This window comes from Mangrovimonas xylaniphaga, assembly GCF_001280435.1.
GTDB classification, from domain to species: domain Bacteria; phylum Bacteroidota; class Bacteroidia; order Flavobacteriales; family Flavobacteriaceae; genus Mangrovimonas_A; species Mangrovimonas_A xylaniphaga.
In genome coordinates this window covers 176,864-191,913 of record NZ_LBIP01000017.1, presented here as the reverse complement: position 1 = coordinate 191,913, position 15,050 = coordinate 176,864, and the positions used below count along the sequence as shown (strand labels likewise).

Here is a 15,050-nt window from a genome sequence, read left to right as displayed (position 1 = left end):
CAAGTTTCGACATAAAAAATAAAGGGTACACAATGTGTACCCTTCATTTTTTCAATATCTGTTAAATCTCTTTATAAAAACGTTTCCTTATACCATGCCACTTGGGCTTTTACCGCTTCCAACAAGGAGGTTTGTGGATTGTAATCCAATAAACGGCGTGCCTTATCAATATTGGCCTTGGTACGCAATTGATCTCCAGGACGCTTAGGAATCACATTAATGGCTATAGGTTTACCCAATACTTCTGCAACGGCATCAATACCATCCTGTGTGGTGTGCTCCACTTCAGTCCCCAGATTGATAACCTCTCCATTCACCTTGTCTTCTTTTCCAACAACACTTACAATCCCGTCGACAATATCACCTACATAGGTAAAACTTCTTAAGTGCGTATCGCTGCCTTCATATAAAGGAAAGGCTTCACCCTTAATTCCTAATTCTATAAGTTTCGTGTACATTTTTTCAGGACGTTCCCTTGGCCCTATCACCGAGTACAAACGCAATGAACACGCCTTAAACAATTGTTCTCTACTTTTTTGAAGTACCATTTGTTCAGCCGCCAGCTTAGTCACTCCATAGTGTGAAGCTGGTTTTGGCGCGACATCCTCTGTAAAAGTAGCTTCCAAACCATAAATAGAAGACGTAGCAATATTTACAAACAATTTAAGGTTGGGACATTCCAAAGCATAATCCACAAGTTGCTTTGTAGCCAAAATATTGTTGCTTAAATAATCTTCAAAGGTGGACGTGGTAGAAATACCTGGCTGTGCTGCAAAATGAAAAATATAGTCTACATCTGTAGGCAACACCTCTGAAAGTGCCTCATCCCTAAGGTCCTTCTTGATAATTGAGATCCCCTTTTTAGCAAGTGCTTCGGCATTTATTTCCTTGGAAGCTACACTATAATAAGGACAAAAATTATCCACTCCAATCACTTCATGTCCCAAGGACTGCAAACGTTCTGCTGTGTGGGATCCAATAAATCCGGCGGCTCCCGTAACAAGTATTTTCATTTGTGACACAATTTTAGACAAAGTAACAACTATTATATCAATAAGAATAATTTCGATTTACTTAAAAAAGAATATTTTTGTACCACCTAATACATTTTAGATGCATTACAAATTTACCATAATTGTTCCTGTTTACAATGAAGAAGATAATTTAGAACGCGTGGAACAGGAATTATTGGCCTATACCAAAATTGCAAGCGTCCCAAGCTGCGTGTTATTTGTAAACGACGGTTCCAAAGACAATAGCCAGCAACTTATTGAAACCATTTGCAATAGAAACGACGCTTTTAATTACATTCTCTTTAAGGAAAACAGAGGTTTAAGCGCAGCCATTAAAGCTGGTTTTGATTATGCTGATACGGAATTGGTGGGCTATATCGATTCCGATTTACAAACCGATCCTCAGGATTTCAACTTACTCTTGGAACACATTGGCGAATACGATCTTGTTACCGGCGTAAGGGCAGACAGAAAAGATTCCTTTGTAAAAAATATGTCTTCCAAAATTGCCAACGGTATCAGAAGAGCATTTACCCACGATGGGATGGACGATACAGGTTGCCCTTTAAAAGTCATTAAAGCCGACTATGCCAAAAGAATTCCAATGTTTAAAGGCCTTCACCGCTTTTTACCTGCAATGATCTTATTGCAAAACGGAAAGATTTTGCAAGTACCTGTAAAGCATTTTCCTAGAATTGCCGGAACCGCAAAATTTGGACTTTGGAATAGACTTTTCGGTCCTTTAATGGACTGCTTCGCCTACTTATGGATGAAGAAAAAATACATCAACTATACGGTTTCCAAATCAAGTAAATGAGCGATTGGCTAATATATAGTATTGGGTTTATCGCCCAAACCTTGTTTTCCTCCAGGTTAATCATTCAATGGGTCACCTCGGAAAAACAACAAAAAGTCATCACTCCTACCCTGTTTTGGTCACTTAGCTTGATCGCTTCCTTTTTATTGTTTGTGTATGGCTATTTACGTAACGATTTTGCCATCATGCTTGGGCAGGGTCTTACCTATTATATTTACATCCGTAATCTGCAGCTACAAGGAGAATGGCAAAAACTATTCAAACCCCTGCAATATTTTTTATTGGGGTTTCCTGTGCTTATTGTAGTCTATTATTACAACAACAATATTATCGATAGGGAACTGCTGTTTAAAAACGAAGCCATTCCATTCTGGCTCTTGCTATTGGGAATTGTGTCCCAAGTGATATTCACCCTTCGGTTTGTGTACCAATGGATTTATTCCGAACGAAGAAAACAATCGGAATTACCATTTGGATTTTGGCTTTTGAGCCTTATAGGTTCCTTGCTCATTTTAACCTATGCCATTATAAGAAAAGACCCTGTTCTTTTTACCGGCCATAGTTTGGGATCGTTTATCTATGCCCGAAATTTACTTTTAATAAGAAAATCAAATGCTCAAAAAACTTCAGCATAACCCTATCATTGTACTGCTTTTATTTGTAGTGTTGATGTTAGGATTTACGATTCACTACCTTCCAGTTAGCATTATGGAAGCCCGTAATTTTATTACAGCCCGAGAAATGTTAACCGACGGCAATTGGCTTTTGACTACCATGAACGGGGAAGCTCGTTACGAAAAACCACCATTACCTACTTGGTTTACGGCCATTTTCGCTCAAATATTTGGAATTACAAAATTAACAGCCCTCAGGTTTCCTGCCATTATTTTTATTGCCCTTACAGGAATTTTCACATTTTTGCTTTCAAAACAGCTTACGGAAAACACCAAACACAGCTTTATAAATGCCTTGATTGTAGTAACGTCTTTCTATGTCATCGGCATTACTATGGAAGCGCCCTGGGATATCTTCACCCATGGTTTTATGCTTATGGGGATTTATTTTCTGTTTCAATTTTTTCAAGCCCCAAACGCCAACTACAAATATGTCATCATTGCAGGGGTTATGTTGGGAGGCTCCATTCTTTGCAAAGGTCCCGTTTCCTTTTATGCACTATTGCTTCCCTTTCTTATAGCTTACGGTATAGTTTACAAATACAAAGCCATTACAAAAAAAATCCCTGCACTTTTGCTGTTCCTTGTTACAGGACTCCTTATTGGGGGATGGTGGTACCTGTATGTTAGACTAAATGATCCCGGTACGTTTGCCAAAATTGCAGAAAGAGAAACTGGCAATTGGGGAAGTTACAACGTAAGACCGTTTTACTACTATTGGAGCTTTTTCACCCAAAGCGGCATTTGGACTATTCCAGCTTTTATTGGATTGTTATATCCGTATCTGAAAACACGAGTATCGAACTTAAAAGCCTACCGTTTTAGTTTTTATTGGACAATTTTGGCCGTGGTTCTGTTGTCTATTGTACCAGAAAAAAAGTCAAGATACTTAATGCCTGTGCTTATTCCATTGGCAATTAACACTGGATTTTATATTGAATATCTGTTTAGAAGCTTTAAGGATCTAAAAGATAAAAGAGAAACTATTCCTGTGTATTTCAATTTTGGATTGATTGCTTTAATTGGAGTGGCATTTCCCATTGCGGCTTACTTCTTTTTAGGTTCCAACATTACCAACTATTGGTTTCCTTATATACTCACTTCTCTTACTGTATTGGGGCTAGGTATTGGAATTATCATACAATTGAAAAAGAAAGATTTCCCTAAAGTATTTTATTTTACAGTCCTGTTTTTCGCTTCTTTATTCCTAACAGGGTTGACTTTGGCCAATGCCTTAAAAGGCTCCAATTACAACCCAGTTTCAAATTTAAAGGCCGAAGCAGATGAAGAGCAACTTCAGGTTTATGGATTGGGCTACGTTTCTCCTGAAGTGATATGGCAATTTGGAGACAAAATTCCTTCATTAAAAACCGAAGAAGGTACATTTCAGCTTCCAGAAACAGATGCATTCGGACTCCTAACCCAAAAATTATCCAAGGAAGATAAAGTCTTATTATCCAATCAATACGAGATGGAGTTTCAAACCACTTTCGATTTGAACTTAGCAGAAAAAAACTCCAAAAAACATAATGGTAGGTTGGTAAACGAGTATTATATTCTTAGGAAGAAATAAATCGGGAATCAGCCTTTTGTTTGAGTTTGTAAAACAAAAAACCAGACATGGCTCCAAATGTCATTCCGCAGATAATATCCAAAGGATAATGCACGCCCACATAAATTCTGCTATAAGCCACAAAAGCACTCCAAAACAATAGTGCAAAAATCAAGGATTTATAATAGGGTCTCAATAACAAACCTGTAAAAACCGCTATGGCCATAGAATTGGCTGCATGTGCGGAGAAGAAACCGTAGCGTCCACAACGTTCTGCAATATATCGCATTTGCTCCATTAAGTCAGCTTCTTTACAAGGTCTAGGACGTTGCACACCATGTTTAAACAAACTACTAATCTGGTCTGTAAAAGCAATCATAAAAGCAATCACGACTACAGAAATTAGCAATGACTTGGCTCCCATTTTTCTGTAAAGCAAATACAGTAATACCCCATACAAAGGTATAAAGGTAAATTTATTGGTGACCGCCAACCAAAAGCCATCCCATGTAGGATTGCCCAAATTATTTAACCATAAAAATAAATCGGTGTCATACTGAATGAGTTGCTCCATGCCTACTCTTCGTAACGTGCCACCTCACGGTCATAAAAGTCGGTAGCTGCATTAATCAAATTTTCAATTTCAGCCTCCACTTCCTTTTGATCGTGTTCGTCGAACTCTTCCAACCATTCAATATCATCGTTTTCCAAATTGATGATGAACCTAGGAAAATCGGTATGTATAATATAAATGGCTTCAGGGAAATCGGTGTTGTCTCCCAATAAAAATTTTGGTAATTCCATCGTGTATTATGAATCTAATTTGTTTGTTTCTATTAATTTATTGGTCAAATAATTGAACCTGATGTACAATAAAATGGCCGCTGCGGTCAAACCAGCCAAAAGGCCTATCCAAATTCCAAAACTGCCATAGGCTTCTTCCTTCCCCAAAAACACACAAACAGGAAACCCTATGACCCAATAAGATATAAAAGTAATGATTGTTGGTATTTTTACATCCTGTAAACCTCTCAAGGCTCCCAACATCACCACTTGGATACTATCACTAATCTGAAAAAATCCCGCAACAATGAGCAAAGTTGAAGCTATGCCAACCACTTCGGCATTATCCATGGCATTTTTAGCATCATTAAAGTCGACATATAGTTTTGGTAAACTTCCGTGGAAAGCGTAAAAAAACAGTCCAAAAATCACCGCAAAGATAAAACCCATTAAAAAGATGGAGAAGGCAATTCGTCTCAATTCGGTATAATTTTGAAGTCCTTTTTGGTTTCCTACTCTAATCATAGCTGCTACGCTCAAACCTGTGGCAACCATAAAGGTCATTGAAGATAGGTTTAATGCAATTTGATTGGCCGCTTGGGGATTTTTACCCAACAAACCACTTAACCAAATAGCCCCCGTAAAAATGGCTACTTCAAAAAACATTTGCATGGCACTGGGGGTTCCCAGTTTTAAAAGCTGGCGCAGCATCAATCTATCGAGTACAAATATTTTAATATGGGTTACAAAGGCCTTGGATTTTTCTTTTTTCATTAGCAACATCCATAAAAAGGCCACCATTATAAATCTGGATGCCAAGGTTCCGTAAGCAGCACCAACAATTCCCAGTTCTGGAAATCCAAACTTTCCAAAAATGAAAATATAATTCAAAACGACATTTACGATGTTGCCCAATAAGGTAGCGTACATTGGGTATTTGGTCATGGACAAACCATCACTGAATTGCTTAAAAGCCTGAAACACGATTAAAGGAATCAAGGAAAATGCCACCAAATCCAAATAAGGCATGGCATATTCCACAACCTCTGCAGGTTGCTTCATCAAATACATTAACGGTTTGGAAAAATAAACCACCAAGAACAACAAAATGCCCAAGAGCGTGCACAAAAACAAACCGTGTTTAAAAGCTGATTTTCCTTGTTGAAAATCCTCGGCACCATCGGCTTCCGCAACCAAAGGCGTAATGGCCGTAGAAAAGCCTATTCCTAAGGACATGGCGATGAACATAAAACTGTTCCCCAAGGACACTGCAGCCAATTCGGCGGTCCCCAACTGCCCCACCATAACGTTGTCTACAAAGCTCACAAAAGTATGGCCCAACATCCCTAACATCACGGGGGCTGCCAACTTCCAATTGTATTTAAACTCTTTAGTATAAAGGGAAAGATTCACGTTATTCTTTTTAATGCGACAAAGATATGCTTTTATAACGTATAGTAAAGAAGAAGCCGAAACAGTGTATTTAATTACAAATCAATTAATTACATTTAAAATTGTTAATAACTCCTTTAGGAATTCCTTTTAACAAAAGCATTTAATTCCTAAATTTAAGTAATTATTTGAGTTAGTTCTAGTTGAAACTTTTTACGCCATAATTTTTGAGGGATTTTAAAGATTAAGTCGTGAATGGTTTCAAACAAAAAGGAGACAAGATCTCCTTTTTGTTATTTTATGGCTTACCGTTTCAGTTGGCAGTTGGCAAACTGGCTTCCTTTCTCTGATAAAAATCCCTAAATTTTTAATCCTATTAGTTGGGCATGGGCTTCTCTAAATTCCTGTACCATCTCACTTACAATGTCTTGAACGGGCTTGATATCGTGGATCAAACCTGCAATCTGGCCAATTTCCAATTCTCCTTCTTCCAAATCCCCTTCAAACATGCCTTTTTTAGCTCTTGCCCTTCCCAAAAGCGCTTTCAAATCCTCCACCGAAGGACTTTTGGTATACAGTTCCTGGATATCATTGAAGAACTTATTTTTCACCAAACGCACTGGCGCCAGTTCCTTTAAAGTTAATTGTGTGTCCCCTTCTTTGGCATTTACCACCACTTCTTTAAAGGCCATGTGAGCAGAAGATTCTTCACTTGCCACAAAACGGCTTCCTACCTGAACACCATCAGCACCCAAAACCATCGCGGCTAACATGCCTCTTCCCGTAGCAATGCCTCCTGCTGCAATCAATGGAATTTGCAATTGCTCTTTTACCATTGGGATTAAAGTCAACGTAGTTGTTTCATCTCGCCCGTTGTGTCCTCCTGCCTCAAAACCTTCGGCAACAATAGCGTCCACTCCTGCCTCTTGGGCTTTCAACGCAAATTTCACACTGCTTACTACATGCACAACTGTAATGCCTCGCTCTTGCAGCCAAGACGTCCACGTTTTGGGATTTCCCGCCGAAGTGAAGACAATTTTTACACCTTCCTCCACAATGATATCCATAATTTCTTCAATGTTCGGGTACAGCATTGGAACGTTCACCCCAAAAGGTTTTGTTGTTGCCTTTTTACATTTTTGGATGTGTTCTCGCAGTACTTCTGGATACATAGAGCCTGCGCCAATCAATCCCAATATACCAGCATTACTGGCTGCAGAGGCTAATCTCCAGCCGCTGTTCCATATCATTCCTGCTTGAACTATGGGGTATTCTATATCAAAAAGTGTTGTAATTCTATTTGTCATTTATAGTTTGATAAGTTTTATAGATTTGATTTGTGTTTTCGTTTTCAAAGAAAGTACATACATGCCTTGAGCCAAGCCAGAAACACTAATATCTTCCAACTGTTGGGTCAGTGTACCTGATTGTAATTCCTTCCCTTGGAGATTACACAAGGAATATGTTGTTTCCTCATAAAGCGTTCCCAATTGAATGGTCAATTCTTCTCTAACAGGATTGGGATACATATGAATTTCATCTAAACTCATCTCATGCACGGACAAAAGCATATCATAGGCCAATCCAAAATCTGGAATGCCAAAGCCCAACAAATTATCAGGCGAATCATATTGAGAGGAAGATGATTGGATCCGCTGCTTAATTTCTGCATTCGTTTCCAATGGAAAAGCCTGCCATAAGGAAGCCGCAGCACCAGCTATAATTGGACCACTAAAGGAAGTCCCGCTATTGGACACCAAAGCATCGCTCGGACTAATAACAGACGCTCCAGCTCCTTGAGCCACAACATCTGGTTTTTGGGTAGGCTGCGTTTCATTTCCCTGAGAACTGAAAGCTGCATAATTCCCTTCCGAATCTACAGCGCCTACAGAAAGTACATTAGCAGCATCAGCCGGTGCTCCAACAATTTGCCATGTGGTTGCCCCGGAATTTCCCGCGGAAGACACTACCAAAATGCCTTTTTCAAAAGCAATGTTAGCTCCTTTTGAAATAAAGGCCGTGTTGCCATTCATGTCTGCAGTGGTATAACTATAATTTGGATTGTCATATTCATTATATCCCAAAGATGAATTTATAATGTGTACTCCCAAACTATCGGCTCGCTCGGCAGCTTCCACCCAATAACTTTCCTCTACAGGATTTTCACTTCCCGCATCTTCAGTTCTAAAAAGATAATAGGAGGCATCTGGAGCGGTTCCTACAAATTGTTCTTCCACATAACCTGCCATAGTGCTTAATACCCGTGTACCATGATCATTATCTGAATAGACATAGATATCATTTGTCCTGTTCACAAAATCATAGCCATCCAATAAATCATCATTGTCTCGTAATCTTTGGAATCCAGCCATCGTATTGACATTTGGAAATCCTGCATCCAATACCGCAATTACAATACCTTCACCTGTAAAATCGAGTTGATGTAAGGTTTCCAAATTGAGCATTTCAACTTGGTTTTGGGCATTTCCATAAACAAAATCGGAGGTGATTTCTTCTAAACTGAATTTATTTTGAATGGCAGCCATTTTTCCTGAAGAAAGGTCCAAGCTATTATCGGCAAAGTCGATACTGTCTACAAAAGGCAAGTCCAATAATGCCGAAATATCTGTTTGGGCTCCCCTAACATGCACCGCATTGAACCATTTGGACTTTGCCAAAACAGTAATGCCCGCTTGGGTTTTAAGCGTTGAAATATAAGCTTCGTTAACGGGAACATCGCGACTGTCAATAGGAATACCATGGGCATTTTTTCGATCGATGGCAGCCTGTGATAAAATGGAAATGGGATTGTTGATGGATGCCTCAACATCCAATTTATCGGTAAGATATACCCATGCATCTTCTTGGGCATGGCCCAAATAACTTATGGCAAGTATGCCAAACAGCAATATTTTTTTGAACATCTAGTTGTGTTTGGGAATCGGTTGGTGCAATTTAAGAAATTACTCCCGATCCTACCAATTCCTCTCCTAGATACCAAGCTACAAATTGCCCTTCGGTAATAGCCGATTGTAAGTTTTGAAATTCCACGTAAAGTCCATTGTCAACTTTGTACAAAATTGCTGGTTCCAACGGCTGTCTGTACCTAATGCGCGCCATCACTTCCATAGTTTCGCCTTGGTGGAGTTCCAAATCTTCACGAATCCAATGCACTTCATCATTAGCTACAAAAAGGGCGCGTTTTAACAAGCCAGGATGGTCTTTCCCCTGCCCTGTATAAATGACATTTTCTTCCACATCCGTATCGATAACGAACAATGGCTCCACAGTCCCCCCAACACCAAGACCTTTACGCTGGCCTTTTGTGAAATAGTGAGCACCTTGATGCTTTCCAACCACCTTTCCGTCAGTGATATGATAGTCTACTTTTTTTGTTAAATATTGAAGTTCTTCCTCTTTGGAATCGAAATTAGAAGTCCCATTTAAATACACTTCCCTATCAGAAGGGATCTCTACAATGACGCCTTCCTTCGGCATCAATTTTTGTTGCAAAAATTCTGGAAGTCGCACTTTACCAATAAAACACAATCCTTGAGAATCCTTTTTATCAGCGGTAACCAAATTTAATTTTGTCGCAATTTCCCTAACTTCAGGCTTTGTCAATTCTCCAATCGGAAAAAGGGCTTTCGACAATTGCTCTTGAGACAATTGACACAAGAAATAGGACTGATCTTTATTGCCATCTACACCTGCCAACAACTGATAAATTTCTTCTCCGTCTTTTTGAATCGTTCCTCTTCTACAATAATGCCCTGTTGCCACATAATCGGCTCCTAAATCCAAGGCAATTTTCATGAAGACGTCAAACTTGATTTCACGATTACAGAGTACGTCCGGATTGGGAGTTCGGCCTCGCTGGTATTCATCAAACATATAATCTACAATACGTTCTTTGTATTGCTCACTCAAATCTACCGTTTGGAAAGGAATTCCCAATTTATCGGCAACCAACATGGCATCATTGCTATCGTCCAACCATGGACATTCATCGGAAATCGTCACCGAATCGTCATGCCAATTTTTCATAAAAAGCCCAATGACCTCATAGCCCTGTTCCTTTAACAAATAGGCTGCCACACTGGAATCTACACCTCCTGAAAGGCCTACGATAACTCGTTTCATTTATGTAAGCGATTGAATTTGATTATACGTTGCAAAATTACAAAATAAAAAATGGTAACCTCTTAAAGTTACCATTATAAAACATTATAGCCTTGATAGCTTTAACCTATTGCTTGTAAGGGTTTTTGCTCTTTTTGGTAAAGTCCTTTTCTTCTTCAAGCTTGCCGTCTTTGTAGTATTTCCAAATACCATCCTTACTGTCGTGCTTGTAGCTTCCTTCGGCAAGTAATTGCCCTTCGTCATTGTAATATTTGGCTTCTCCGTGAAGTTCATCATTCACATAATGAAACTCCTTCAATACCACTCCTGTTTCCGAATACCATCTGGACACACCTTGTATTTTTCCATTCACGTAGTTCACTCTTTCGGCAATCTGTCCATTGTCATAATACACCAATTTCTCTCCTTCCAAATTTCCTTGGTCATTATAGGTTTCGGTAGACATGATAGCATTCGTTTTGTTGTGATAATACACCCATTTGCCCATATACAGTTTCCCATTCATCTTTCCTTCGCTGATAAGTTTTCCTGTAGAAGAAAAGAACTTCACCTCGGCAATATCATTATTTGGATTGAAGGTTTTAGTGGCACTCAACACACTCTTTTTATTATTTAAAGTATAATATTTAAACACACCAATTTCCTTACCATGATTGAACTCGCCTTCATAGCGCAATTCTTTGGTTTCATGGAAATTTTTGCGCCAAATACCGTGTCGCAATCCTTTGCTGTCAAATTGGTTGATCTGTTGGGCTAGAACCACAGAAGTTGCCAAAAAACATAGGACCATTTGAATGTACTTCAATTTCATAGAGAAAAAAATTTGAGCTTCCTGTTAAAGAGATTATTGCTTTTGCAATATTAAACGAAAATATAATACAAATGTTATAGAACAAAAAAGCTGCCTTTAAGTAGGCAGCTTTTAGTTTTATTTTCTACGCTGTTGCGCATTTTTTTGCTGTTCAGCCTGCTCCATCATTTCCTTCATTTTCTTTTGGAAACGACTTTCTTTTTTAGGCTGTTTCTTTTTATGCTGAATTTTAGCCAACACCTTGTCTTCATCAATGATAAAGTTTTTGATTACCAACATAATTCCAATACTAATCAAGTTGGAAATAAAGTAATACAAACTCAATCCTGATGCGTACTGGTTAAAGAATACCAACATCATTAGAGGAGAAATATACAACATCACCTTCATCATTTTCTGCATGTCTGGCATCCCTTCTTCCACTGGCTGAGCTGTCATTTGTTGCCCCGTGGTCATTCTCATGTAGAAGAAAATGGCAATAGCCGCAAGAATTGGGAACAAACTCACGTGGTCTCCATAGAATGGAATCTTGAACGGTAATTCTGCAATGACGTCATAAGATGACAAGTCATCTACCCAAAGGAATTTCTTTTGACGTAAATCGAAAGCAGATGGGAAAAACATGAACAAGGCATAGAACACAGGAATTTGCATCAAACCAGGCAAACAACCACTCAATGGACTTGCGCCTGCACGGCTTTGCAAGCTCATGGTTTCCTGTTGGATTTTCATTTTGTTGTCTTTGTACTTCTCTCTAATAGCGTCCATTTCTGGCTTTAGGATTTTCATCTTCGCCTGAGACAAGAACTGCTTGTACTGTACAAATGACAATAAAATCTTTACCAAAATAGTCATGACTATAATGGCAATACCATATGGCAAGAAAGAACTCAAGAATCCAAATAATGGAATGAATACGGATTTATTGATCCATCCAAAAATTCCCCATCCTAATGGAATACTCTTCTCTAAACCTCTATCGTATTTCTTTAATACTTTGCTATCTGTAGGTCCAAAGTACAAGTTCATATTTTCAGTCAACTCGCCACCTTTAAATTCCAAAGGCAATTTGGCCAAGTATTTTTTGGTGTAAAGTGTATCTACATCATCATTTTCAACCAAATTTTCAGACTCTAACTGAACCGATTTAAATGGCACATCTGCAACCAAAATAGAACTAAAGAAGTGCTGACGGAACGAGATCCACTCTACATTTTCTTCGGTTTCGTCGTCTTCACCTGTTTGGGCCAATTTATCGATTTTATCCCCATCAAACTTATAGGTTAAACGGGTATAGCGGTTTTCATATTGAATACTCTTGTCGTGACGCATTCCCTTCAATCCCCAAGTCAAATCTATTGGTTGGGAACTGTTGAACACATCTCCCAAACCTTGAGACTTCACAGAGAAACCAACCATATAGTCGTTTGGTTTCAATTCATATCTGTATTCCAAATATTTGGATTCAGATACTTTCAACCTCATGGAAACTACCGTGTTTTCACCATTTTTGGTAATTGTTGGTTGAAAATAAAGATCTTGTGTGTTAAGGATTCTATTGTCTGAAGTTCCAAAATTGATATTGAATTGCGTATTGCCATCCTTCACCATATAAATTGGTACAGAATCGTAATCTACAAATTGCGTTAACTTAACTTCAGAAAGATATCCTCCTTTGTTGCTGAATTTTAAAGCCAATACCCCGTTCTCAATCAAGGTAAACTCATCCTTTGCTGAAGGTAAAGACGAAGCATATGCAAATGCCCCTAACTTAACTTTTAATTGCTGAAGGGCTACAGAATCTAAAGCCCCTGTATTTGAAAAATCTTCGGCGGAAGTTACAAAGGCATCTTCCTTAGCCTTTGCTTTTTGTTCTGCCTCAACTTGTTCTTGCTTTGCTTTTTCTTGTTCAGCAACCTCTTCTGGAGAAGGCTGGTTTGTCCAAAGCATGTACAATAATATTCCAAAAATAAGCACAAAGCCTATTATGGAATTCACGTCAATTTTCTTTTCTTCCATGTATGATATCTAAATGTCCTATTGGTTGGATAATTACATTATTAACTTTTACAAGCTACACAAAACGTTGTCCACTTTTTAGTTTTGTGACACACTGGCACCTTTTTTATTTGTTTTGAAGCTCAAGGCTGCCTTAACAAAGGCCACAAATAATGGGTGTGGATTGGCCACTGTACTCTTGTATTCTGGGTGGTATTGTACGCCCACAAACCAATTGTTCTCTGGAATTTCCACAATTTCTACCAACCCTGTATCTGGGTTAAATCCAGTTGCTTTCATACCGGCGTCCTCGATTTGTGATTTGAAATCGTTGTTAAACTCGTAGCGGTGTCTGTGACGTTCCTTGATTTGGCTGGAGCCATATACCTCTTTGGCAATACTTCCTTCCATCAATTCACAATCCCAAGCTCCCAAACGCATGGTTCCTCCTTTATCGGTAATTGTTTTTTGCGATTCCATAAGGTCAATTACAGGATGAGGCGTTGCTGGGTCCATTTCGGTAGAATTGGCATTTTCCAATCCTAAAACGTTTCTGGAATATTCAATAACGGCCATTTGCATTCCTAAACAGATTCCTAAAAACGGAATGTTGTTTTCACGTACATATCTTACCGCTTCAATTTTCCCTTCAATACCACGCTCTCCAAAACCAGGCGCTACCAATACCCCATCTAAATGTGCCAATTGTTTCGCTGCACTTTCAGGAGTCAAATATTCAGAATGGATAGATTCTACCCTAACTTTCACTTCATTTTCGGCACCTGCATGAATGAAGGCTTCCAAAATAGATTTATAGGAATCCTGTAATTCCACATATTTTCCAATCAATCCAATCGTCACTTCTTCCTTTGGATTTTTATGACGGTTCAAGAATTGATTCCAACGCTCTAAGTTTGGCGTATCGCTTTGCAATCCTAATTTTTTCAAGACTACTTTATCCAAGCCTTGCTCCAACATTAAGTTTGGAACATCGTAAATGGTAGACGCATCAATAGATTGAATCACAGCCTCTTCCCTTACGTTGCAGAACAATGCCAATTTTCTTCTTAAATCTTCTGGCAATTCGTGCTCGGTACGGCACACTAAAATATCGGCCTGTACCCCACTTTCCATTAACGTTTTTACACTATGTTGAGTTGGTTTTGTTTTCAATTCCCCTGCTGCCGATAAATATGGCACCAAGGTAAGGTGAATCACGATTCCGTTTTGTTCACCCAAATCCCAACGCAATTGACGTACAGCTTCCACATAAGGTAAAGACTCAATATCCCCTACTGTTCCACCTATTTCAGTGATCACGATATCATAATCTCCCGAGTTTCCTAAAATCTGGATTCGGTGTTTGATTTCGTCTGTGATATGAGGAATTACCTGTACGGTTTTCCCAAGAAATTCACCACGACGCTCCTTTTGGATCACGCTTTGGTAAATTCTACCTGTAGTTACGTTGTTGGACTGGCTTGTAGGTACATTCAAAAAACGCTCATAATGTCCTAAATCCAAATCGGTTTCAGCTCCATCATCAGTCACATAGCACTCTCCATGCTCATATGGGTTCAAGGTACCAGGATCCACGTTAATGTAGGGATCTAATTTTTGAATAGTTGTCCTGTAACCTTGTGCCTGAAGCAATTTGGCTAGTGATGCCGCAATAATTCCTTTTCCTAGTGAAGATGTAACCCCTCCGGTTACAAAGATGTATTTTGTATCAGTTGTCATGTTGCGCTTTTAAACGCAGGCAAATTTACAAAATTTAAATAGTTATGGCACATAGTTTTTCAGTTATTTGGGACGCTTTTAGCAAATTGGCATTTGCTTTACACAATGGTTTTCATTTAAACAGAGT

Annotated in this window: 13 protein-coding genes; 3 read left to right on the top strand and 10 right to left on the bottom strand. The window is 38.8% G+C overall.

Going from position 1 to position 15,050, the window contains the following annotated elements; all coding sequences use genetic code 11:
* Positions 1 to 71: 71 nt before the first annotated feature.
* Positions 72 to 1,013: an NAD-dependent epimerase/dehydratase family protein gene (locus ZA06_RS10790; RefSeq protein WP_053977476.1), complete on the bottom strand. Its 942-nt coding sequence runs from the start codon at positions 1,011 to 1,013 to the stop codon at positions 72 to 74.
* Between the two features lie 100 nt (positions 1,014 to 1,113).
* Between ZA06_RS10790 and ZA06_RS10785 the strand changes: the two genes are divergently transcribed.
* Genes ZA06_RS10785 through ZA06_RS10775 form a run of 3 tightly spaced genes read left to right on the top strand, consistent with a single transcriptional unit; the run spans position 1,114 to position 4,077 of the window.
* Positions 1,114 to 1,830 carry a glycosyltransferase family 2 protein gene (locus ZA06_RS10785; protein ID WP_053977475.1) on the top strand — a complete coding sequence of 239 codons (717 nt, stop codon included), beginning with the start codon at positions 1,114 to 1,116 and terminating at the stop codon, positions 1,828 to 1,830.
* On the top strand, positions 1,827 to 2,465 hold the full coding sequence (locus tag ZA06_RS10780) for a lipid-A-disaccharide synthase N-terminal domain-containing protein (RefSeq protein ID WP_053977474.1): 639 nt from the start codon (positions 1,827 to 1,829) through the stop codon (positions 2,463 to 2,465). Before ZA06_RS10785 ends, ZA06_RS10780 begins: the two co-directional genes overlap by 4 nt.
* Positions 2,443 to 4,077 carry an ArnT family glycosyltransferase gene (locus ZA06_RS10775; protein ID WP_053977473.1) on the top strand — a complete coding sequence of 545 codons (1,635 nt, stop codon included), beginning with the start codon at positions 2,443 to 2,445 and terminating at the stop codon, positions 4,075 to 4,077. Before ZA06_RS10780 ends, ZA06_RS10775 begins: the two co-directional genes overlap by 23 nt.
* On the opposite strand, the gene ZA06_RS10770 is transcribed toward ZA06_RS10775, so the two are convergent.
* From ZA06_RS10770 to ZA06_RS10730, 9 genes are all read right to left on the bottom strand, one after another.
* A complete protein-coding gene (locus ZA06_RS10770; protein ID WP_053977472.1) occupies positions 4,064 to 4,630 on the bottom strand; it encodes a phosphatase PAP2 family protein in 567 nt (188 codons plus the stop codon). The genes ZA06_RS10775 and ZA06_RS10770 overlap by 14 nt on opposite strands.
* 2 nt (positions 4,631 to 4,632) lie before the next feature.
* Positions 4,633 to 4,860 carry a hypothetical protein gene (locus ZA06_RS10765; RefSeq protein ID WP_053977471.1) on the bottom strand — a complete coding sequence of 76 codons (228 nt, stop codon included), beginning with the start codon at positions 4,858 to 4,860 and terminating at the stop codon, positions 4,633 to 4,635.
* A 6-nt stretch (positions 4,861 to 4,866) separates the two neighbouring features.
* Positions 4,867 to 6,252 (bottom strand): MATE family efflux transporter, encoded by a 1,386-nt coding sequence (locus ZA06_RS10760; protein ID WP_053977470.1) that lies wholly within the window; start codon positions 6,250 to 6,252, stop codon positions 4,867 to 4,869.
* A gap of 338 nt (positions 6,253 to 6,590) precedes the next feature.
* On the bottom strand, positions 6,591 to 7,538 hold the full coding sequence (locus ZA06_RS10755) for an NAD(P)H-dependent flavin oxidoreductase (protein ID WP_053977469.1): 948 nt from the start codon (positions 7,536 to 7,538) through the stop codon (positions 6,591 to 6,593).
* On the bottom strand, positions 7,539 to 9,155 hold the full coding sequence (locus ZA06_RS10750) for a S8 family serine peptidase (protein ID WP_053977468.1): 1,617 nt from the start codon (positions 9,153 to 9,155) through the stop codon (positions 7,539 to 7,541). It abuts the gene before it with no gap.
* Between the two features lie 31 nt (positions 9,156 to 9,186).
* On the bottom strand, positions 9,187 to 10,374 hold the full coding sequence (mnmA, locus tag ZA06_RS10745) for a tRNA 2-thiouridine(34) synthase MnmA (RefSeq protein ID WP_053977467.1): 1,188 nt from the start codon (positions 10,372 to 10,374) through the stop codon (positions 9,187 to 9,189).
* Between the two features lie 106 nt (positions 10,375 to 10,480).
* Positions 10,481 to 11,185: a toxin-antitoxin system YwqK family antitoxin gene (locus ZA06_RS10740; protein WP_082332006.1), complete on the bottom strand. Its 705-nt coding sequence runs from the start codon at positions 11,183 to 11,185 to the stop codon at positions 10,481 to 10,483.
* Positions 11,186 to 11,302: 117 nt separating this feature from the next.
* The gene (yidC, locus tag ZA06_RS10735; RefSeq protein WP_053977466.1) at positions 11,303 to 13,204 is read right to left on the bottom strand and encodes a membrane protein insertase YidC; all 1,902 of its coding nucleotides are present in this window, start codon (positions 13,202 to 13,204) and stop codon (positions 11,303 to 11,305) included.
* 78 nt (positions 13,205 to 13,282) lie between these two features.
* Positions 13,283 to 14,923, bottom strand: a complete 1,641-nt coding sequence (locus tag ZA06_RS10730; RefSeq protein WP_053977465.1) for a CTP synthase — start codon at positions 14,921 to 14,923, stop codon at positions 13,283 to 13,285.
* Between the last annotated feature and the right edge of the window lie 127 nt (positions 14,924 to 15,050).

What these genes read in the sequence shown, in the direction of transcription:
- ZA06_RS10785 (WP_053977475.1), top strand. Translation starts at nt 1,114, where the DNA reads ATGCATTACAAATTTACCATAATTGTTCCTGTTTACAATGAAGAAGAT.
- ZA06_RS10770 (WP_053977472.1), bottom strand. Translation starts at nt 4,630, where the DNA reads ATGGAGCAACTCATTCAGTATGACACCGATTTATTTTTATGGTTAAAT.
- ZA06_RS10755 (WP_053977469.1), bottom strand. Translation starts at nt 7,538, where the DNA reads ATGACAAATAGAATTACAACACTTTTTGATATAGAATACCCCATAGTT.
- yidC (WP_053977466.1), bottom strand. Translation starts at nt 13,204, where the DNA reads ATGGAAGAAAAGAAAATTGACGTGAATTCCATAATAGGCTTTGTGCTT.
- ZA06_RS10775 (WP_053977473.1), top strand. Translation starts at nt 2,443, where the DNA reads ATGCTCAAAAAACTTCAGCATAACCCTATCATTGTACTGCTTTTATTT.
- ZA06_RS10740 (WP_082332006.1), bottom strand. Translation starts at nt 11,185, where the DNA reads ATGAAATTGAAGTACATTCAAATGGTCCTATGTTTTTTGGCAACTTCT.
- ZA06_RS10780 (WP_053977474.1), top strand. Translation starts at nt 1,827, where the DNA reads ATGAGCGATTGGCTAATATATAGTATTGGGTTTATCGCCCAAACCTTG.
- ZA06_RS10790 (WP_053977476.1), bottom strand. Translation starts at nt 1,013, where the DNA reads ATGAAAATACTTGTTACGGGAGCCGCCGGATTTATTGGATCCCACACA.
- ZA06_RS10730 (WP_053977465.1), bottom strand. Translation starts at nt 14,923, where the DNA reads ATGACAACTGATACAAAATACATCTTTGTAACCGGAGGGGTTACATCT.
- ZA06_RS10750 (WP_053977468.1), bottom strand. Translation starts at nt 9,155, where the DNA reads ATGTTCAAAAAAATATTGCTGTTTGGCATACTTGCCATAAGTTATTTG.
- mnmA (WP_053977467.1), bottom strand. Translation starts at nt 10,374, where the DNA reads ATGAAACGAGTTATCGTAGGCCTTTCAGGAGGTGTAGATTCCAGTGTG.
- ZA06_RS10765 (WP_053977471.1), bottom strand. Translation starts at nt 4,860, where the DNA reads ATGGAATTACCAAAATTTTTATTGGGAGACAACACCGATTTCCCTGAA.